Source organism: Micromonospora fiedleri, from assembly GCF_016774385.1.
Taxonomy (GTDB): Bacteria; Actinomycetota; Actinomycetes; order Mycobacteriales; family Micromonosporaceae; genus Micromonospora; species Micromonospora gifhornensis.
Genome location: NZ_JAETXL010000015.1, coordinates 26,029 through 43,457, shown reverse-complemented (window position 1 = coordinate 43,457; position 17,429 = coordinate 26,029). Strand labels below are relative to the sequence as shown.

The 17,429-nt window shown below is 71.1% G+C and carries 21 protein-coding genes; 18 read left to right on the top strand and 3 right to left on the bottom strand.

What is annotated here, in order from left to right; genetic code table 11:
• Nucleotides 1–48 precede the first annotated feature (48 nt).
• The 14 genes from JMF97_RS28730 to JMF97_RS28665 all read left to right on the top strand — a co-directional run bounded on the left by JMF97_RS28730 (nt 49) and on the right by JMF97_RS28665 (nt 6,797).
• A complete protein-coding gene (locus JMF97_RS28730; protein WP_203224385.1) occupies nt 49–243 on the top strand; it encodes a hypothetical protein in 195 nt (64 codons plus the stop codon).
• 146 nt (nt 244–389) lie between these two features.
• Nucleotides 390–761: a hypothetical protein gene (locus tag JMF97_RS28725; RefSeq protein WP_203224384.1), complete on the top strand. Its 372-nt coding sequence runs from the start codon at nt 390–392 to the stop codon at nt 759–761.
• Between the two features lie 146 nt (nt 762–907).
• Nucleotides 908–1,438, top strand: a complete 531-nt coding sequence (locus tag JMF97_RS28720) for a hypothetical protein (RefSeq protein ID WP_203224383.1) — start codon at nt 908–910, stop codon at nt 1,436–1,438.
• Nucleotides 1,435–1,941, top strand: coding sequence for a hypothetical protein (locus JMF97_RS28715; protein ID WP_203224382.1), 507 nt, complete (start codon nt 1,435–1,437; stop codon nt 1,939–1,941). Before JMF97_RS28720 ends, JMF97_RS28715 begins: the two co-directional genes overlap by 4 nt.
• Nucleotides 1,938–2,306: a hypothetical protein gene (locus JMF97_RS28710; protein WP_203224381.1), complete on the top strand. Its 369-nt coding sequence runs from the start codon at nt 1,938–1,940 to the stop codon at nt 2,304–2,306. The genes JMF97_RS28715 and JMF97_RS28710 overlap by 4 nt, the downstream gene beginning before the upstream one ends.
• Complete coding sequence (locus JMF97_RS28705; protein ID WP_203224380.1) at nt 2,282–2,593, top strand: hypothetical protein; 312 nt, start codon at nt 2,282–2,284, stop codon at nt 2,591–2,593. Before JMF97_RS28710 ends, JMF97_RS28705 begins: the two co-directional genes overlap by 25 nt.
• Nucleotides 2,594–2,780: 187 nt before the next feature.
• Nucleotides 2,781–3,059, top strand: a complete 279-nt coding sequence (locus tag JMF97_RS28700; RefSeq protein WP_203224379.1) for a hypothetical protein — start codon at nt 2,781–2,783, stop codon at nt 3,057–3,059.
• Nucleotides 3,060–3,186: 127 nt separating this feature from the next.
• Complete coding sequence (locus JMF97_RS28695; RefSeq protein ID WP_203224378.1) at nt 3,187–4,128, top strand: PKD domain-containing protein; 942 nt, start codon at nt 3,187–3,189, stop codon at nt 4,126–4,128.
• 7 nt (nt 4,129–4,135) lie between these two features.
• A complete protein-coding gene (locus JMF97_RS28690; RefSeq protein WP_203224377.1) occupies nt 4,136–4,918 on the top strand; it encodes a hypothetical protein in 783 nt (260 codons plus the stop codon).
• Nucleotides 4,915–5,460: a hypothetical protein gene (locus JMF97_RS28685; protein WP_203224376.1), complete on the top strand. Its 546-nt coding sequence runs from the start codon at nt 4,915–4,917 to the stop codon at nt 5,458–5,460. The genes JMF97_RS28690 and JMF97_RS28685 overlap by 4 nt, the downstream gene beginning before the upstream one ends.
• 3 nt (nt 5,461–5,463) lie before the next feature.
• Entirely contained in the window at nt 5,464–5,730 is a 267-nt protein-coding gene (locus tag JMF97_RS28680) for a hypothetical protein (protein WP_203224375.1), read from the top strand.
• Nucleotides 5,730–6,161: an HK97 gp10 family phage protein gene (locus tag JMF97_RS28675; RefSeq protein WP_203224374.1), complete on the top strand. Its 432-nt coding sequence runs from the start codon at nt 5,730–5,732 to the stop codon at nt 6,159–6,161. The genes JMF97_RS28680 and JMF97_RS28675 overlap by 1 nt, the downstream gene beginning before the upstream one ends.
• 10 nt (nt 6,162–6,171) lie before the next feature.
• Nucleotides 6,172–6,522 carry a hypothetical protein gene (locus JMF97_RS28670; RefSeq protein ID WP_203224373.1) on the top strand — a complete coding sequence of 117 codons (351 nt, stop codon included), beginning with the start codon at nt 6,172–6,174 and terminating at the stop codon, nt 6,520–6,522.
• Nucleotides 6,483–6,797 (top strand): hypothetical protein, encoded by a 315-nt coding sequence (locus tag JMF97_RS28665; protein ID WP_203224372.1) that lies wholly within the window; start codon nt 6,483–6,485, stop codon nt 6,795–6,797. Before JMF97_RS28670 ends, JMF97_RS28665 begins: the two co-directional genes overlap by 40 nt.
• 39 nt (nt 6,798–6,836) lie before the next feature.
• On the opposite strand, the gene JMF97_RS28660 is transcribed toward JMF97_RS28665, so the two are convergent.
• From JMF97_RS28660 to JMF97_RS28650, 3 genes are read right to left on the bottom strand one after another with little or no spacing between them, the layout of a single operon-like run.
• Nucleotides 6,837–7,157, bottom strand: a complete 321-nt coding sequence (locus tag JMF97_RS28660) for a hypothetical protein (protein WP_203224371.1) — start codon at nt 7,155–7,157, stop codon at nt 6,837–6,839.
• Nucleotides 7,154–7,543 (bottom strand): hypothetical protein, encoded by a 390-nt coding sequence (locus JMF97_RS28655; RefSeq protein WP_203224370.1) that lies wholly within the window; start codon nt 7,541–7,543, stop codon nt 7,154–7,156. The genes JMF97_RS28660 and JMF97_RS28655 overlap by 4 nt, the downstream gene beginning before the upstream one ends.
• A gap of 10 nt (nt 7,544–7,553) precedes the next feature.
• Nucleotides 7,554–8,405, bottom strand: a complete 852-nt coding sequence (locus JMF97_RS28650; RefSeq protein ID WP_203224369.1) for a peptidoglycan recognition protein family protein — start codon at nt 8,403–8,405, stop codon at nt 7,554–7,556.
• Nucleotides 8,406–8,566: 161 nt separating this feature from the next.
• Here JMF97_RS28650 and JMF97_RS28645 point away from each other — a divergent pair, with 161 nt between their 5' ends.
• Genes JMF97_RS28645 through JMF97_RS28630 form a run of 4 tightly spaced genes read left to right on the top strand, consistent with a single transcriptional unit; the run spans nt 8,567 to nt 17,322 of the window.
• Nucleotides 8,567–11,386, top strand: coding sequence for a phage tail protein (locus tag JMF97_RS28645; RefSeq protein ID WP_203224368.1), 2,820 nt, complete (start codon nt 8,567–8,569; stop codon nt 11,384–11,386).
• Nucleotides 11,386–15,609, top strand: a complete 4,224-nt coding sequence (locus JMF97_RS28640) for a hypothetical protein (RefSeq protein ID WP_203224367.1) — start codon at nt 11,386–11,388, stop codon at nt 15,607–15,609. Before JMF97_RS28645 ends, JMF97_RS28640 begins: the two co-directional genes overlap by 1 nt.
• On the top strand, nt 15,584–16,672 hold the full coding sequence (locus JMF97_RS28635) for a hypothetical protein (protein ID WP_307817130.1): 1,089 nt from the start codon (nt 15,584–15,586) through the stop codon (nt 16,670–16,672). The genes JMF97_RS28640 and JMF97_RS28635 overlap by 26 nt, the downstream gene beginning before the upstream one ends.
• A complete protein-coding gene (locus JMF97_RS28630; protein WP_203224365.1) occupies nt 16,669–17,322 on the top strand; it encodes a hypothetical protein in 654 nt (217 codons plus the stop codon). Before JMF97_RS28635 ends, JMF97_RS28630 begins: the two co-directional genes overlap by 4 nt.
• The last annotated feature ends 107 nt before the right edge of the window (nt 17,323–17,429 follow it).

The following is a 17,429-nucleotide window of genomic DNA, read 5'->3' as shown; positions in this document are numbered from 1 at the left end:
GCATACAATGTATATGTACGCCATGAAGTCCCCTACGTGGAGGTTGAGATGAGCGACGCAAGGCCCGGCGAGGTGTTCGAGGTGCACGTCGAGGTGCGCGCGGCCGACGGCATGGCCACCGCCAGCCAAATCCTCGCGGTCCTGGAGCAGGCCGGCTTCGAGCTCCACCGAGACGTGGCCGGCGTGTGGCGGAAGAAGGAGCACGGCCCGGCCGAGTTCGAGGGCGTGGCCAAGGCGGCGTAGCGGCCGTCTGGTGGCTGCGTAGGCGGAGCCGGGCGGGTGTCCGGCTCCGGTGCGGAGTCCCTAGCCGGGCTTCAAGCAGTACGGCCGCAAACCGCGAAGGCGGCCGTACGTATCCAGAGCAGAGCCCAGTTCACGTGGAGGTCAACATGGGCAAGCACACGATCAAGAGGGGCCTGCGGGCCGCGGAGTGCCGACCGAACGGCTCCTGCCACGACAGTGAGAACAGGTGCGTGCACTGCGGCGAGCACATCGCGGACCTGCACCAGCCGGACTGCCCGCACGCCGACGAGCCGGCCGACGAGTGCGACTCGCGGCCGCTGGTGGTGTCCCAGGCGGTGATCGAGCTGCGCAGCGAGGACAACGGCGTCGAGGAGGTGCGCCGGGCGGTGGAGGTGCTGCTGCGCGAGGGCTTCGACGTGCGCGGCCCGTCCGTGGCGGTGTTCCGGAAGTCGGACACGGACCACACGCAGGGGTGGGGCGAGTGGATCGGTGTGGTGACGGTCCCGAAGCGCGCCTAGTGGCTGCGTAGGCGGGGCCGGGCTGGTCGCCCGGCCCCGGTGCGGAGTCCCTAGTCGGGTCTCCTGCTGCCCGGCCGCTATTGACGATTGCGGCCGGACAGCGCAAGGTAACTGTCCGAGCAAGACCCGTTCACGTGGAGGTTGACATGGGTCTACGCGCGCTCATTGGCACCGAGGGTGCCGGTGGGTTCTACCGGGCGCGGCACGTCCAGCACGACGCCTGCCCGACGATGATCGTGCCCGCCCTGTCGGCGCTGGTGCACGACCTGATGGGGCACGACGCCCAGGCGGCCGTCGCCGAGCTGATGCGCTCCGACTGGTCGCGGCTGTACGCCCTGCCGGGAACCGGCGTCGCCGGGCACCTGGTCGGTGTGCCGAGCCCCAACGACGGCGAACCGCTGTGCGGCCACATCGCAACCGCGAACGCGGGCGACCGGGAGTGGGCCTACCTGTTCGGCGGTCACCGGCTGCACGTCTACCTGGGGGTGTTCCCCGAGGTCGGGCCGAAGCGGTGGCAGCCGTGGGCGTGCTGGTCGGTGAACGAGCTGCCGACTGTGCGCCTGGACGAGGTGCTGACGGTGCAGAGGCGGGGCTACTCGACGCAGTGGCTGGCGGCCGACCACCGCAAGTACGCCGAGGCGATTCGGGAACGCATGAAGGAGGTGGCGGCGCGATGAACGCGCTGGTGGGACGGCTGGCGCCCGGCGGAAGGTGGTTCCGGGCCCGGCCGGTCGAGTTGGAGGGCCAGCCCAGCTGGACCCTCGCGCAGATGCGGGCGATGTGGGACCGCCGGTTCCAGCGGAACACGGACCGGATGGTGACGACGCTGCTGCGCCGCGACTGGTCGGTGCTGGCCGCCACGGAGTGGCCGGCGTCGGTGACCGAGCACAACCCGCACGAGTGGCGGTACGTGTCGGGCGTCGGCCGGGGCCTGCACCACTGGCAGTGCGGCCGGGCGCTCGTCGCGGGTATCGCGGCTCCGCCGCCCGTCGACGACGCGTGGGCGTACCTGTGGGAGCAGGAGCTGGGGGCGCTGCACGTCTACGCGGCCCGGGGCGGCAGGTGGCACCACCTGGCGACGCTGCCGGCCGACGTGTGGGCCGAGATGACGGAGCAGCTGGTGGTCGATGTGGAGGCCCGCTGGTGCTGGCTGGCCCGGGGAGAGGAGAAGGTGGCATGAGCGAGCCGAGGCAGGGTCAGCCGATCCGGACCGAGGAGCTGGTCCGCCGCGACCAGGTGCTGCTGTTCGGGAAGCTGGTCGAGATCGTCGACGTGCAGTCGGTGCGGGACTTCCCGACGACGGTCAACCTGGTGGTCCGACCGGCCGACGGCGGGCAGCCGAGGGAAACCCTCGTGCCGCGAGGCATGCTGCTGATGGGCTTGCGTCTGGAGCGGACGCTCCAGCTGCGCTGCGCCGGCTGCCCGACGACGACGCCGGTGCGCGTCGACGTGGCGGTGGGTGTGAACGAGCAGCCGCTGTGCGTGGGCTGCCGGGCGCGGACGGTCAAGCCGGTCGGCCCGTGGCTGACCCCGGTGAGGCGCTGATGGACAACGTGCTCAAGGCGTTGATAGCCGACAGCGAGGAAGAACGTCAGAGGCACCTCGACCGGGAGACGTTGCTGTACGCGGTGCAGCGGCGGATCACGTGCGAGCGGACGGGTCGGGTCCTCGACGTCGACACGGCGGTGCTGGTGACCTGGATCAAGGGCGAGCAGCGCAGCGCGTCGGTCCTGACGGGCGCGGCGTGGGACGAGGTGGCCGACGTCGTGCGCGCCAAGGTCGCGGAGATCGGCGCGACGCTGGAGGTGATCGACGGCCGCCAGCTGACCTGACGGTACGGCTGGCACCGTGCCGGCCGGTTTAGGATCGGGGCCGCACCAGCCAGGGTGCGGCCCCGTTCACTGTGGAGGGACCAACATGGAGGCGTTGGCGCGGTTCGAGAGCCACGTAGCCGGACGAAACGCGCGGGTCGCGGTATGGCCCGACCGGATTGAGTGGAGCCAGCCTGGCCGCACGACGGTGGCGAACGTCCTGCTGGTAATCCTCGCGATCTACACGATCGGGATCTCGCTGTTGTTCCGGGCGTGCCGGCCTCGGTTCAAGGAGCAGGGCCGGCAGATGCTCGCCATGCGGTCGGTGCAGTCGGTCGCGGCGCAGCGGGACGGCCTGCACACAGCGGTGGCGGTGGTCGCGGGCGCGTCGACGATCTCGTTCCGGGTGCCGCACGACGCCGCCCCGCAGATCGAGGCGCTGATCCGCGACCTGGTGCTCGGCACCCACCCGGCCGTGCGGCAGTAGCCGCGCGCAGGCAACGCCGAGAGGGCGCTGTGTCCCACCCGGGGCCAGCGCCCTCTCGGCTACGCTGGCGGGGTATTCGCCGCTGGCTGCGGGCCGGGCATGGGACTCTCCTGGTGAGGATGTGCCGATGTCCGCGGTGTGCGACACCCCCGTGAAGGGGAAGATGCTCCGGGCCACCAAGCTCGGGGTGTGCGGAGACCCGATTCTGGGTGCCGGAGGGTGGCCGGTCCACGTCACGTCGAAGGGCTTCATCAGCGTCGAGTACGCCGGTGAGGTCGACGAGGGCGAGGAGATCGACCAGAAGGACGCCAACGGTGATCCGCTTGTGTACGAGCCGGCGCGGCGGCGGATCAAGCTGTACAACGTGACCGTCACCTGCGGGCGGGTCGACCCGGAGCTGTACACGCTGTTCACCGGGATGCCGGTCGTGCTCGACGAGGACGGCAACGCGACCGGCCTGCGAATCACCAGCAAGGTGAACCTCGCCTCGGCGGTAGCCCTGGAGCTGTGGTCGGGCACCCAGCTCAAGAAGTGCCAGCCCGGCGCGGTGCAGCGGCCACGGTTCGGGTACTTCCTGCTGCCGCAGATCATCGACGGGATGATCGGGGACTTCACGATCGAGAACGGGGCGGCGAACTTCACGCTGACCGGCAAGGCGATCGAGAACGCGGGCTGGGGTGTCGGCCCGTACAACGTGTACCTGCGATCGACGGGTGTCGAACCGCTGACGGACCCGATGGGCGACGCCGACCTGCTGCACATGGATTGGACGATGCTGCCGCCCCCGGCGCCGACGTGTGGGCTGACGCCGCGGCCGCCGGACGGCACCCTGGCCGCCGACGCGGACGACGCGACGGGCATGACCGCCGAGTTCACCGCGACGTACGTGCCGGCCCCGCCCGGCGACGAGTACACGGTGGATTGGGGTGACGGCACGTCGGCGGCTGGGCCGGCCGAGGCGGCGTCGGTGAGCCACCAGTACCCGAACCCGGGAACCTACCTGGTGACGGTGACGCACACGGCGTCCGGTGCGCAGCGGTTCCTGTCGTTCATCGCCCCGGCTGCCTGAGGTCGCGGTGACGCAGCCGGCGCGGACCGGCCCGTGCGAATGGACGCTGAACACGGCGTACTGCAAGGGTTGGGACACGATCGACGAGGCGGCCAGGATGGCGGCCACGGACCTCGCCAAAGAGGTGCTGTGGTCACTATCCGGCCGCCGGTACGGGCTGTGCTCGTCGACGGTGCGGCCGTGCCGGCGCGGCACCTACGACGCGTGGCTGCGGCGGGAGCCGTGGCTGACGCTGCCGTACGGCAGCCTGGCAGTGACCTGGTGCGGCTGCGTCGGGTACGGCAGCTGCGAGTGCGTGCCGGCGGCGGCTGAGCTGTCGCTACCCGGCCCGGTCAACGACGTCACCCGGGTGGTGGTGGACGGCGAGGTGGTGCCAGCCGAGGCGTACGTGGTGCAGGACCGGCGGTGGCTGGTCCGCGTCGACGGTGAGAGCTGGCCGTGGACGCAGGACCTGACCCTCGGCGACGACGAGCCGGGAACCTGGGCGGTCACGTACCGGAGGGGCGTGCTGGTGCCACCGGGCGGGCGGATCGCGGCCGGCCAGTACGCCTGCGAGGTGGCGAAGGCGTTGACGAACGACAGCTCCTGCCGGCTGCCGAGGCGGGTGCAGTCGGTGGTGCGGCAAGGTGTGCAGGCGTCGTTCGTGGACCCGTCGCAGCTGTTGAGGGACGGCATGACCGGGCTGCCGGAGGTCGACCAGTGGTTGCGGGTCGTGAACCCGTACCGGTTGCCCCGCGATTCGGTGGTGTGGTCACCGGACCTGGATCGGGGCAGGAGGCGAACGTCGTGACGCAGCCGGAGCTGACCGTCGCCGACGAGGTGGCGTGGCCGGTCGCGGTGCGGCTGCGTGAGCTTGTCGACGAGGCGCTGGCCGACGCGCTCGGCGGCGCCCCGGCGGTGTGTGCGGTGGTGCCGGGCCGGGACGTGGCGATCGACTCGTGCTGCGACGGTCAGGCGTGGGTGCGGATCGTTCGCACCTACCCGGTGCTGCCCGGCGAGTTCCCCGGCGGGCGGGGCACCCCCCTCGACGACGGCGCGGACCCGGGCGCGTTCTGGGCGGTGGAGCTTGGTGCGGGTACCGCCCGGTGCGCGCCGACCATCGACGACACCGGGAACCCGCCGACCGGAGTCGAGTTGGAGCGGTCGGCGGGAGAGCTGGCCGACGACGCCGGCCGGATCCGCCGGGCGGTGCTGTGCGAGCTGCCGAACGTCGAGCAGGTCGAGTCGGTGTGGATCGGCGAGCAGTCCAGCGTCGGCCCGTCCGGCGGCTGCGTCGGCCAGGAGGTGCTGGTCGCGGTGATGACGAACATCTGCGTGTGCGAGGAGGCGTAACCGATGCGGGACGGGCAGACGGTGACGGTGCGGGCGTTGACGGCGATGCCCGGCGTCGCCGACGGGCAGGTGCGCCACGGTGTGGAGTGGACGCCGCAGCTGGCGACGCTGGTCGACGCCGGCCGGTACGAGGTCCTCGACAGCGGGAAGCCGCCGGCGAGCGCGGCGGCCGCCATCGAGGACGTCCCGCTCGTCCCGCCGGCCGGTGACGTCGCCGAGCTGCCGGCCGACAACGGGACGCGGCCTCCGAAGCGGTCCCGGCGGCGCTGATGGCGGTACGCACTGACGTGCGGATCGACCTGAACGCGGGGGAGATCCGCCGGCTGCTGTACGGGCCGGTCGGTCCGGTGGTGCGGTTCATCCGCAGCGTGGCGCGGAAGGTACGGACCAGGGCGGTCCTGACCTGCCCGGTGGACACCGGCCGGCTGCGGACGGCGCACCGCGAGGAGGTTGGGGTGCGGGCCGGCCGGGTGTACGGGTTCGTGGAGAACACGGCCGAGTACGCGGCGGCCGTGCACGACGGCACCGCGGCGCATGTGATCCGGCCCCGGCGGCCGGGTGGGGTGTTGCGGTTTGTGACGGGCGGCCAGGTGGTGTTCACGACGTTGGTGAACCACCCGGGCACTCGGGCGCAGCCGTGGCTGCGGGAAGCGATGGAAGACGTGGCGAGAGCCGAGGGGTTCCGGCTCGTCCGCAGATAGGGAGGACACGATGAGGGAGTTCACGACCAGCGCCAAGACGGCGCAGGCCACCAGCGACGGCAAGAAGCTACCGGACGTCCCATTCAAGCTCGACGACGTGGAGATGGTCTGCCGGGCGCCGAAGGACGCCCAGCTGGCGTACCTGATGGCGGCGGCGTCGTCGTCCCGCACCGAGGCCGACCAGGTGGCGGCGGTGCTCGACTTCTTCGAGCAGACCCTCGACCCGGCCAGCCTGGCTGTGTTCCGGCGGCGGCTGTTGGCCACGACGGACAGTTTCGACTTCTCCGACGCCATGACGATCTTCGAGTACGTGTGCGAGGAGTGGTCGGGCCGCCCTACTGGGTCGGGCAGCGACTCCTGACCCTGGCGGTCAGACGCTGGCCCGAGTTCCACGGCACGATGCTGCTGCGCACCGGCCGGGAGCCGCTGGACCTGCCGCTGCCGTCGCTGCTGGACGTGATCTACGCCTGGTGGGTGGAGGGCGGCACCGAGAAGGACGTCGCCAAGTTCCGGCAGAACCTGGAGGCCCCGCCGAGCGTCGCGGAGCTGGAAGGCCGCGAGGAGTGGTCGGACGAGGAGACCGACGAGTCGTTCGCGCGGGCGCTGGGCGGGATGCGGCGGGCGGTACGCGGATAGCGCGCGAGGGCGACCCCGAGCGGGGTCGCCCTCGGGGTGTCAGCGGAAGTCGCTGTCGCGGAAGGTGGTGCGCGGCGGCGGCAGCGGGGTCCGCTGCGTCGACGTCGGGGCCGGCTCCTCGCCGGCCGGCGCGCTGGCCAGCCACGGCAGGAACCGCTGGAGGAACGCCTCGACGCCGGGCAGCGCGAGGACGCGGGTGATGGCGGCGGCGACGCCGAGAACCTGGGCGACGGCCGGCACGTCGTCGATGCCGCCGGCGACGGCGATGGTCGGCAGCAGCGACAGCAGCGCCACGGTGACAGCGAAGATGGTGCGGACGGTGGCCCGCCACGGGTGGCGGGTCTGGGTCGTAGGGGTCATGGCTGCCCTCCAAGAGAGATGACCTGGGCTTTGAGCTGGGCGTTCTCGACCAGGAGCCGGTCACGCTCAGCGGACACGTCCTTGCGGGTGCGCAGCTCGGCGCGCAGCTGGGCTACCTCGCCCTTGGTTCGGGCCAGCTCCTCCCGGAGCTGGGCGATGGTCAGGTTCGCGGCCGCCATCTGGGTCTCGGCGAGCTGGAGCTTCGTTTCGGCTCCGGCCAGCTGGGCGTCCATGCGGACCAGCAGACGCTCCGCCATCTGGGTCGACTGGTCGGCCAGCGTGATGCGTTCCTTGCGCCGGCCGAACAGCCACGTCACGAGACGGTCGACGACGACGCCCACGATCGACCCGCCGCCGAGCAGCAAGACGATCAGCTCGGGAGTCATCGGCGGCCGATCAGGTGACCGGGTTGGTGAAGGCGGCCGTCCAGGTGTTGACGCCGATGAGCGCGTCCTGGCGGAGACGCTGGTCGCGCTGGAACGCCAGGGCCAGGGCGCGGTACTCGGGCCCGTAGATGCCGTCGTTGCCGTGCTCGCCGAGCCAGCGGCGGCCCTTGCCGACCGACCAGCCGCGCCGGCCGAGCTGGGTGGCCCACTCGCGCAGCCAGGCCCGGTCGGTGCGGCCCCGGAAGTAGCGCTCGTACAGGCCGGACACCGAGTAGTCGGGGCCGGAGGCGGGGCCGAAGTACCAGCCGGCGGGCAAGGGGAACGGGATCGGGGTGCCGGGTGCGGGCTTGCTGCCGGCAGGCGGCTTCGGTGCCGGGGTCGGCTGCCCGACGATGGGCAGACCGGCCTTGAGCCACGAGTAGATCTCGTCGCCGGGACAGGCGGTCGCTCCTCGGTCCTTGTGGCCGAGGAGGGTCAGCTTGCTGCCCTTGCGCCGGTTGGCCTCCTCGTAGAGCCACTTGAAGGAGCGGCGGGCGGCGTCCGAGACGTCCTGGACGTTGGGCTTGTCGGCGCCGATGATGCAGACGCCGATCGCCGGGGTGTTGTGGCCGGCGCAGTGCGCGCCGACTGTCAGCCAGCCTCGACCCTCGAAGATCGCGCCGCTGGTCGACGAGATGAGGAAGTTGTAACCGATGTCCGCCCAGCCCCGCTCCCGCATGTGGAAGTCCTGGATTTGGCGGGGGGTTTGGGTGGCGCTGGCGGCCGAGTAGTGGCCCATGAAGGCGGTCCGCTTCGACCAGGTGGTGACGTCCCGGCCCTCAGGTGGTCGAGCGCCCCATTCGGCGCGGCTGATGATGTCCACTGGTTGTCCTCCCGGCAGCGTCGATCGGCTGTCGGGGGACGGCTCTTACGGTAGCGGGCTGCTGCCGTCTCCGGCGACGTGCATACCGGGACGAGCGCGGCAGGTAGCTATACGGCCGCAATAGCAGACTGCGGCCGTATCAGACGGCCTACGTTGAGGGTGTGGCGCTGGGGCGTGCGTACATCGAGATCATCGGCGACGTAAAGCGGTTCGCGCCGGAGTTACGCAAGGGGCTGACGCAGGCGTTCAAGATCGCCTCGATCGGCACGATCGCGGCGAGCGCGTCGGGAAGCCTCCTCGGCCTGGCCGGCTCTCTGGCGTCGGTCGGCGGCGCGATGTTCGCCCTCCCGGCGGCGGCGCTGGTGGGCCAAGCGGCGATCAGCGCGCTGAAGGTCGCCACCATCGGGCTCGGGGAAGCGTTCGGTGCCGCAGCCGGCGACGACATCGCGAAGTTCGAGGAAGCGATTGCGGAGCTGTCCCCGCAGGCGCAGCGCCTCGCCCGGGAGTTCCGCGACATCTTCCCGGCGCTGATGGACGTGCGAAATGCCGCGCAGGACGCATTCACCGGACAGCTGGTGGGGCAGCTGTCCGCAACGGCGTCGGTGCTGGCGGGACCGCTGCGCTCCGGCCTGGCCGGTGTCGCTGCCGAGTGGGGGCGGGCGGCGCGGGGCGCCCTGGAGTTCTTCCGCGAGACGACCAGCGTTCAGGTGCTCTCCGGGGTTCTGGACACGGCCCGACTGTCGGTGGGGAACCTGGCCACGTCGCTCGGACCCCTGCTGACCGGGTTCCGGGACATCACGGCGGTCGCCCTGCCGTCGATCGCGCGGGTGTCCGAACTGGCCGGCGGGGCGACGGCAAAGTTCGGGGAATGGCTGTCGGCGATGGCGGCCAGCGGCACTGCCGTCGCGGCGATCGAACGCGCGGGCGGAGTGCTGTCGCAGCTGGGCCAGCTGACGGCGAACGTCGGCGCGATCCTCCACCGCGTCCTCCTGGCCGCCAGCGAGGCGGCGACCGGCGGGCTGCTCGCCGGCCTGGTCCAGGCGACCGGCACGCTGCGGGAGTTCTTCGCCACGGCGGAGGGCGGGGCCGCCCTGAGTGGCGTGTTCGGAGCGCTGGGCGCGGTCGCGGCCGGGCTGTCGCCGGTGTTCATGACGCTGATGGGGATCATCGGCGACTCGCTGGTGCCGGCCCTCATGCCGATCGCGCAGGCCATCGTGCCGGCGTTGCAGGCGCTGGCGTCGGCGCTGGTGCCGGCTATCGGTGCCCTTGGCCCGGCCCTCGGGCCGGTGTTCTCCGCGCTGTCGCAGGGCATCCAGGCGCTCGCTCCGGCGCTGGGGCCGATCGGTCAGCTGCTCGCGTCGCTGCTGGTCGCTGTCGCCCCGGTCCTGCCGGTGATCGGGGAGCTGGTGACGCTGCTGGTCGGGCCACTGGCGCAGGCCCTGACCGCGTTGGCTCCGCTGCTCGCGCCGATCGTATCGGCGCTCGGCCCGGTGCTGCTCCAGATCGGGCAGACCCTGACCGCGGTCCTCGGACCGGTCGCCGGGCTGCTGGCCGAGCTGTTTGCGAAGCTCGGTCCGCCGCTCGGCAAGGTCGTCGCCGCCCTCGGCACGGCCCTCGCGCCGATCTTGTCCGCGCTGGGACCGCTGATCGTCCAGGTCGTCGAGGCGCTGATGCCGCTGATCCCGACGATCGTAGGGCTGCTGCCGCCGATGGTGGACATCCTGGTGGCGCTGACGCCGCTGATCGAGCTGATCGCGCAGCTCGCCGCCGTCGCTGTCGCCGTGGCCGCGCCGCTCATCAAGGTCGCGGCCCTGCTGGTGGGGTTCCTCGCCGCGAAGGCGGTCGCGCCGCTGGTGTCGGCGATCGCCTCCGCGATGGCGTGGCTGCTGTCGCCGCTGTCCGGTGTGGCCCGTTGGCTCGCGGACATCGCCGGCTGGCTGACCCGGATCGACTGGAGTGGAGTTGGGTCGGCGATCGGCGGGGCGTTCTCGACGGCGTGGAACGCGGTGAAGGGCTTCTTCGAGTCGATCGGTACGTGGTTCGCGGAACTGCCGGGGAAGATCGGCGCGTTCCTGGCGAGCCTGCCGCAGATGCTGTGGTCGCTGTTCACGTCGGCGGCGACCATGGCGTTGCAGGCCCTGGGCGTCGGCATCGGATTGATCCTCTACGCGGTGACGCAGCTGCCGGGGCAGATCCTTGCCGGCCTCAACAAGCTGCCGGGGCTGCTGCGCAACCTGTTCCACCAGGCGATCGACCTGGCCCGGCAGGCGTTCCGCACCGGCGTCGACGCGGTGGTCAGGTTCGCGGTGGACCTGCCCGGCCGGATCGGTTCGGGGCTGTCCCGGCTGGGCAGCATCATCACGACCGCGTTCCGCAACGCGGTCAGCAGCGGTCGAACGGCGGCCGTGAACGGCTTCAACTCGATCTTGTCGTACATCTCCGGGATCCCCGGCCGGATCTCTGGATACGCCAGCCGGTTCCTGTCCGCGGGCTCCGGGCTGGTGCGGAAGCTCGTCGACGGGCTGCGGAAGGTGCCGTCGCTGGGCAGCATCGCGTCGGCGATCACCGACACGATCCGCCGGCAGCTCAACCGGATCATCGGGGCGATCAACTCCGGCATCGCGAAGGTCGACGCGATGCTGCCCGGGTCGCTGCCCCGGATCCCGATGCTCGCCAACGGCGCGATCCTGCGGGCCCCGACGCTGTTCGTCGGCGGTGAGGCCGGCGACGAGGTGGTCATCCCGCTGACTCGGCCCCGGCGGGCCCGTCAGCTCGCCGAGGAGTCGGGTCTGCTGTCGCTTCTCGCCGGGCAGGCCGACGGCGGCCGGCCGATCACATTCGATCGCGGCGCGATCAGCGTGGTGTTCGAGGGCGTGCTGCCCACCAGGCAGGAGGCGCTGGACGTCGGCCAGGCGGTCGGTGAAGGCGTGTTGCAGACGTTGGCCCGCCGGGACGTGGCCACGACCGTGAGGACGATCTGATGGGCGAGTACAACCCGGACCGGCCGTACGTGCTTGGAATGCAGTGGGCGCCGCTGGTCAAGGATCCGCTGCTGCTCGACGTGGCCACCGAGGTCGGGTACACGTTCCGGGCCGACACCGAGAGCGTGCAGCGGGTTCGGCTGCTGTCGACGTCGCCGCCGCCTGGCCGGCCGACCCGCAAGGAGCTGCTGGTCAACCTGTACCGGGCGGAGAGCGTCGCCGGCGCCGGCCCAGCCCGGAAGCTGGTGATCCCGTGCGCGTCCGGGGAGCTGCTGCCCGGGGCGGCGCTGGCGGGCGGCGCAGCGACCGCCGCCGACGCGGTGAGCAACCCGTCCGACCCGCGGTACATCAGCCTGAGCGGACCGACTGCGGCTGCCCGGTTCTGGTTCCAGACGGCGACCTCGGGTGCGTTGGGCGCCCTGTTCCGCCGGCGGATCCTCGACGTGTCGGTGCTGTACGTGATGACGGGCCCGTTCGCCGAACTGACCCCGGCGGTGACGCTCGGCCTGGAACGGCCTTCGGCGGGTGTGAACTGGCCGATGGACGAGACGCTGACCGGGCCGGCACAGCACACCGGGGTGACGACGGTGCGGCGGTCGCGGCTCGGCGAGCTGAACCCGTGGTGGAGCACCGCGGCGACGCCGCTGACAACGAAGTGGCGGATGCCGTACTCGTACGCGGGCAACGCTTCACCGACGTCCGGGCTGACCGCGTGGGCGACGCCCGGCGGCACGAACATCAACGTGCGCCTCCAGGTCACCGGAGCGGCTGAGGCGGCGATGCAGTTCCAGGTGCACTACCTGGCGTTGGAGGTGACGTACGGGGAGGAGAATCGCGTCGGCGGCGGTGGACTGGACATCTCTGACGGGTCCGGGCAGCAGGGCGGGCTGTACTACGAGATCCCGATGTTCGACATGCTGTCCTACGGGTGGCCGAACGGGCTGTGGCTCGGGAACCGGTACGCGGTGACCGTCGGGCAGGCGTACTCCGGGCAACTGTCGGTCGCGTCGCCGGTGCCGCTCTCGATTGACCGGCTCGGGGCGCTCGACGAGCTGCCGAGCCTGCGCGGGGTTCTGCTGCAGAAGACGGTGCGGGAGGGCGCCGTGTCGACCGTCCAGGCGGTCGCCGAGCTGCCGGCAGTCGTGATGTATCAGGGTGAGCCGCTGCCTGGGGTTGCGGATAGCCGATCCCACGCGTACCTGGCGCAGGCTGTCGGCACTCTTTCCGACCGGCAGCCGCCGGGGGCGGTGGTGCAGCGGATCCCGAACGACGAGGTCGGCACCTACGTGTGGGTGCGGTTCTACGCGAGGCACCTGCCCGGCACCCGCAGCTCGTTGTCCGTCTACCACGGAAACCCGGCCGACCCGTGGATTGGGCTGGGCCCGCGGGCCTCGATCAGCGTGGACGAGTTCGACGCCCTACCCGAGGTGGCCGACGGCTGGCGGGAGGTCACCCTGCGGCTGGAGCCGCCGTACGTCGCCGACGGCGGCGGAGGCGTGACGTGGTGGGTGTTCAGCAGCGGCGCAAACGACGAGTCGCCGTGGCAGGTCCTCGGCGCCGACGCCGAACCGGGCAGCATGGCGGCCAGCACCATCAGCGACACCACATACGGTGGGGCGGTCGCCTACGCGACGATCGACGGCAACGACGACCGCTCGACCGATCTGACGCTGATGCTGGTGCGGGAGATGGACGCGGTGACCGGCCTGGTCGTGGAGCCTGCCGTGCAGCCGCTCACCGTGATCGACGAGCAGTGCGCCCGGCCGGTCGACGGCATCCCGACCGGGCTCCACTACCACCGGCTGTCATGGGATGCGATCAACACCGCGGTGGTTGCGGGCTGGGGCGCCTACGAGGTGCAGCGCCAGGACGACACGATGCCTCCGGACGAGTGGGAGACGATCGCCCAGGTCACCGCGCCGAACATCAACGGCGTGGACGACTACGAGGCCCGGGTCGGTGTCGAGTCGCGGTACCGGATCCGGATGGTGCATCGCCTCGGTGTGCCCGGCCCCTGGTCGGAGCCAGTGGCGGCGACGATCCCCGCTCCCGGCGTGACCGGCACCCGCGTCGATGTGGGCGTGCTGATCCTGACCAGCAACCACCGCCCGGCGGCGAACCTGGCGTACGTGACGAACCGTGACCGCACGGGGAATGAGGAATTCACGTTCCCGGAAGCGGGGCAGGTCGAGCTGCAGGCGATGTTCGGGCGTGACTATCGGGTGGCGATGAGGCCGTTGGAGCGCGGCGGCGTCGAGTTCACCAGGACGGTGCTGGTCAACGCGGCTGCTGTACCTGCGGGGACGCTCGACAAGGGGTTCCGGGGCCTGCGTGACCTGGCCTGGGACACCGTGCCGTACGTGTGCGTGCGAGACGAGATGGACAACCGGTGGCTGGCCACGCTCCTGGTGCCGTCCGGCGCCGTCCGTCGCGACAGGAAGCGCGGGCACATTCAGCTGGCGCAGGTAACCGTCGTTGAGGCGACTGACACGCCGGCGCCGGTCGACGGTGGCCCGCCGCCCTGCGAGGGCTTGCGAGTGGTGGGCAGCCGGTCGTCAGCGGCGGCGGAGGCGGATGACCCGGCCGGGATCGGCTGGTCTCCTGTGGTCGTGGACGACCACTTCGACCGGGACGTGCCGCCGGGCGGGTGGGGCGCAAGCGACGAACCCGGCCTGCCGTGGCAGGTCATTCAGGGCGCAGCGGCGGACGTGTGGGTCGCCGATGGTGCCGGGTCGATCAGCCTGCTGGAGATCCGCAGCGCCAACCCGGACTTTGAGACGGATGTTGCTGGCTGGCAGGTGTTCGGTGGGACGTTTGTGCGGTCGACGGCGCAGGCCCATCAGGGCGCTGGATCGGGCCTGCTCACCCCGGACGGGACCGCCGAGACGGCGAGGGTGCAGAGCCCTCAGGCGTCGGGCGCTGCTGTCGGCCAGGACTGGCGGGCGGTCGCGTGGGTCCGGTGCGCGGTCGCCCGCAATGTCCTGCTGTCGATCAACTGGTTCGACGCGGCCGGCACCTACATCGGAACGTCTACGGGGCCGGCGACGTCCGTCCCGGCGAACACGTGGACGCCGTTGGTGTACACGACGACGGCGACGCTGGCGGGCACTGCGAGGGCCACCTGCAATGTCTCGATGGCGGGCACCCCTCCGGCGTCCCACCTGCTGTACGTGGACGAGGCGGGCATTGGGAGGGCGCCCGCTGACAAGCGGGTGGTGACGGGGCCGAACCTTGCCGACGTTGATGTGGAGGCGCGCTTCCGGGTTTCCGCGATGGCGGTGGGCCAGCCGATCTACGCGTACCTGATGGGCCGGGATGTGAACGGCAGCAGCTACTACCGGGCGCGGCTGGCTCTCCGGCCCAACGGCACGGTCGGTGTGTTGCTGGAGCGGATTGATAACGGTGTGCGGGCGGCCATCGGCTCGGAGGTGACGGCGACGGACTGGCGGGGCGGCGAGGTCACGTACGCGCCTGGTGGGTGGATCCGGCTGCGGTTTCAGATCAGGGGAGCGGTGTTGCGGGCCGCGGCCTGGCCGGACGGCAGCTACTTCCCGGACTGGACGGTTCAGCAGATGGACACCACGTACGCGGATGCCGGACGGACCGGTGTTCGGGGCGGCGTCGCGTCGGGAATCCTGACGTCGGCCGTCCGCTTGGACACCGACGATTACCAGGTTCGTGAGCCGATGGCGAACGTTGACATCCGGGCGGAGGTGCGCACGTCAGGCGACTTGTGGAACGTCGTTGTGGAGCACCTGGCCGACCCCAACCCGGAGTTCATCAGGTCCGGGTGGAGCGTCGACTGGAACGACGCGGATGTGTGCGTCGACGTGTGGGCGGTGGACTACTTCTACGCCTGCGCGCCCATCGAGGAGCTGGGGATAGTGCGCAACCAGCGACGTTGGCTGCGGGCTGTGTACGAGCAGGACGTGGGCGGTGGGGTGGGTCGCGCCACCCTGCTCACGTCGCTGGACGGTGAGACGTGGAGCCAGGTGGCTGTCCTGGAGGACTACCCGGAGCCCCTGAACCTTGACTCCGGCTTCTTCTCGGTGTGGGTGTCCGGCGACGTCACGGTGTCGAGGGTGGAGATCCGCAACGGCGTTGACGGGCCTGTGCTCGTCGCGCCGGACTTCGAGGCGCAGCCGAAGGGCACGCGGGTGTTCGTCGATGCGCGCGGCGCGAGGTGGGAGGTGGACGGTGCTGGCATCTGCGGGACGGGCTGATGTGCTCGACCTGCCCGCCGATGTCGGGCAGCGGTCGCTGTCGTTCCGGTTCGACCTGATCGACGGTCGGACCGGGGTGCGGCGGGGCCCGCTGACGCCGCTGCGGGATACGACGCCGACCCTGGCGCATGACATCACGGGCACGATCGTGCGGCGGGTGTCCGGGCTGGTCCTGGGTGTGAGGGACGCGGCCCGCCTGAATCCGCTGACCGACCGGGTGGCGATCTCGATGGTTGTCGGCGGACAGCAGCGGTCGTACCCGTTGGGGCGCTACATGGTGGGCGACGCCACGGAGCTGGCGACCAGCTCCGGGTCCACCGTGCCGCTGACGTTTTTCGACGAGATGTTCATCGTGGACCAGGAGCTGGAGACAGGCTTCGAAAGCGGCGGGCAGCTGGTCGACCAGGCGATCCAGCGGCTGCTGGAGGCCATGCCGATCGGTGAGCTCCAGGTGGACGCGACGGAGCTGACCTCGGTGAGCGCCTGGTCGCCGGGCAACACGCGAGGCATGGCGCTGCGGGACCTGGCGCGGCAGGGCGGGTACTTCCTGCCGTGGTTCAACCATGCCGGCCGGCTGCGGCTGATGCGGGCTTTCGAACCGGCGAGCCAGCCGCCGACGATCGACCTGGACGCCTCGCGGCGGGTGATCCGAGGATCGGTAGCGCGCGGCTCGGATCTGCTGTCGGCCCCGAATCGGTTCGTGGTGGTCAGCAACGACCCTGGCGAGGAGGCGCTACCGGTGGTCGGTACGTACGACGTGCCGTCGTCGGCGCCGCACTCGATCGCGCGCCGGGGCTTCGTGCTGCCAAGGGTGGTGGAGGCGCAGCTGCCGTCGCAGGTGGCGGCCGACGTGTACGCGCGGACGCTCGGGATTCAGCAGACGGTGTACGAGACGGTGGAGCTGTCGACGCCACTGGACCCGCGGCATGACGGGTATGACGTGGTGCGGTGGGACGGGGTGTTGTGGCTGGAGACGGGTTGGACGATGCCGCTGACCGCCGGCGGGGAGATGCGGCTGACGCTGCGCCGTGCGTACCCGGACACGGGCGGGGATGACCTGTGATCGACCAGCGGATGGCGCACGTGCCGGTGAGGGCGATCGCGGAGGCGGTCCTCGACCGAGTGTTGCAGATGGGGATTACGAGCCGGCTGCGGCCGGCGACGGTGGTCGGCCCGGCAATGGGCGGCGGTTTCCTGGTGGTGATGGACGCGGACACCACGGCGGTGCGGGTCGTGTCGCTGGTGGGGACGCTGCCGAAGGATGCGCGGGTGATGGTGCTGATGACCCCGCCGGCCGGTCACCATGTGGTCGGCTACCTGGGGGTGCCGCCACGGTCGGCGTACCTGGCCGACACCGGGGTGGTCACCAACGAGCTGGCCCTGTCGTACCCGGCGGGCTGGGCGCAGGAAGACAACGCGTACCGGATCGTCGGGTCGCGCATCGAGCTGAACGTGAATGTGCGGCGCACGGGGGCGGCCATCACGGCGACCGCCCTGGGCAACATCACGGACACGTTGATGGTGACGCTGACCGACCCTCAGTTTCGGCCGGCGATGCCGAAGCACCACCTGTTCCGGTCGTCGGTCACCTCCGGGTCGGCGGTGCTGAACACGAACGGGCAGCTGACCTTGCTGGACATGCACTCGACGTCCTCGATCGCGACGAACGACATCGTGCGGGTGTCCATCGACTACCCGTTGCCGCTGGTCTGACGGCCGCCGGAAACAGCGCAGCCCCGGACCGCGAAATCCGGGGCTGCACTGCGTTCACGTGGAGACACCAGCATAGCGGGCGGCTCGCAGATGGGGCAAAGCAACCC

Coding starts and splice junctions, on each gene's coding strand:
- JMF97_RS28730 (WP_203224385.1), top strand. CDS start 49: ATGAGCGACGCAAGGCCCGGCGAGGTGTTCGAGGTGCACGTCGAGGTG.
- JMF97_RS28725 (WP_203224384.1), top strand. CDS start 390: ATGGGCAAGCACACGATCAAGAGGGGCCTGCGGGCCGCGGAGTGCCGA.
- JMF97_RS28720 (WP_203224383.1), top strand. CDS start 908: ATGGGTCTACGCGCGCTCATTGGCACCGAGGGTGCCGGTGGGTTCTAC.
- JMF97_RS28715 (WP_203224382.1), top strand. CDS start 1,435: ATGAACGCGCTGGTGGGACGGCTGGCGCCCGGCGGAAGGTGGTTCCGG.
- JMF97_RS28710 (WP_203224381.1), top strand. CDS start 1,938: ATGAGCGAGCCGAGGCAGGGTCAGCCGATCCGGACCGAGGAGCTGGTC.
- JMF97_RS28695 (WP_203224378.1), top strand. CDS start 3,187: ATGTCCGCGGTGTGCGACACCCCCGTGAAGGGGAAGATGCTCCGGGCC.
- JMF97_RS28680 (WP_203224375.1), top strand. CDS start 5,464: ATGCGGGACGGGCAGACGGTGACGGTGCGGGCGTTGACGGCGATGCCC.
- JMF97_RS28675 (WP_203224374.1), top strand. CDS start 5,730: ATGGCGGTACGCACTGACGTGCGGATCGACCTGAACGCGGGGGAGATC.
- JMF97_RS28670 (WP_203224373.1), top strand. CDS start 6,172: ATGAGGGAGTTCACGACCAGCGCCAAGACGGCGCAGGCCACCAGCGAC.
- JMF97_RS28660 (WP_203224371.1), bottom strand. CDS start 7,157: ATGACCCCTACGACCCAGACCCGCCACCCGTGGCGGGCCACCGTCCGC.
- JMF97_RS28655 (WP_203224370.1), bottom strand. CDS start 7,543: ATGACTCCCGAGCTGATCGTCTTGCTGCTCGGCGGCGGGTCGATCGTG.
- JMF97_RS28640 (WP_203224367.1), top strand. CDS start 11,386: ATGGGCGAGTACAACCCGGACCGGCCGTACGTGCTTGGAATGCAGTGG.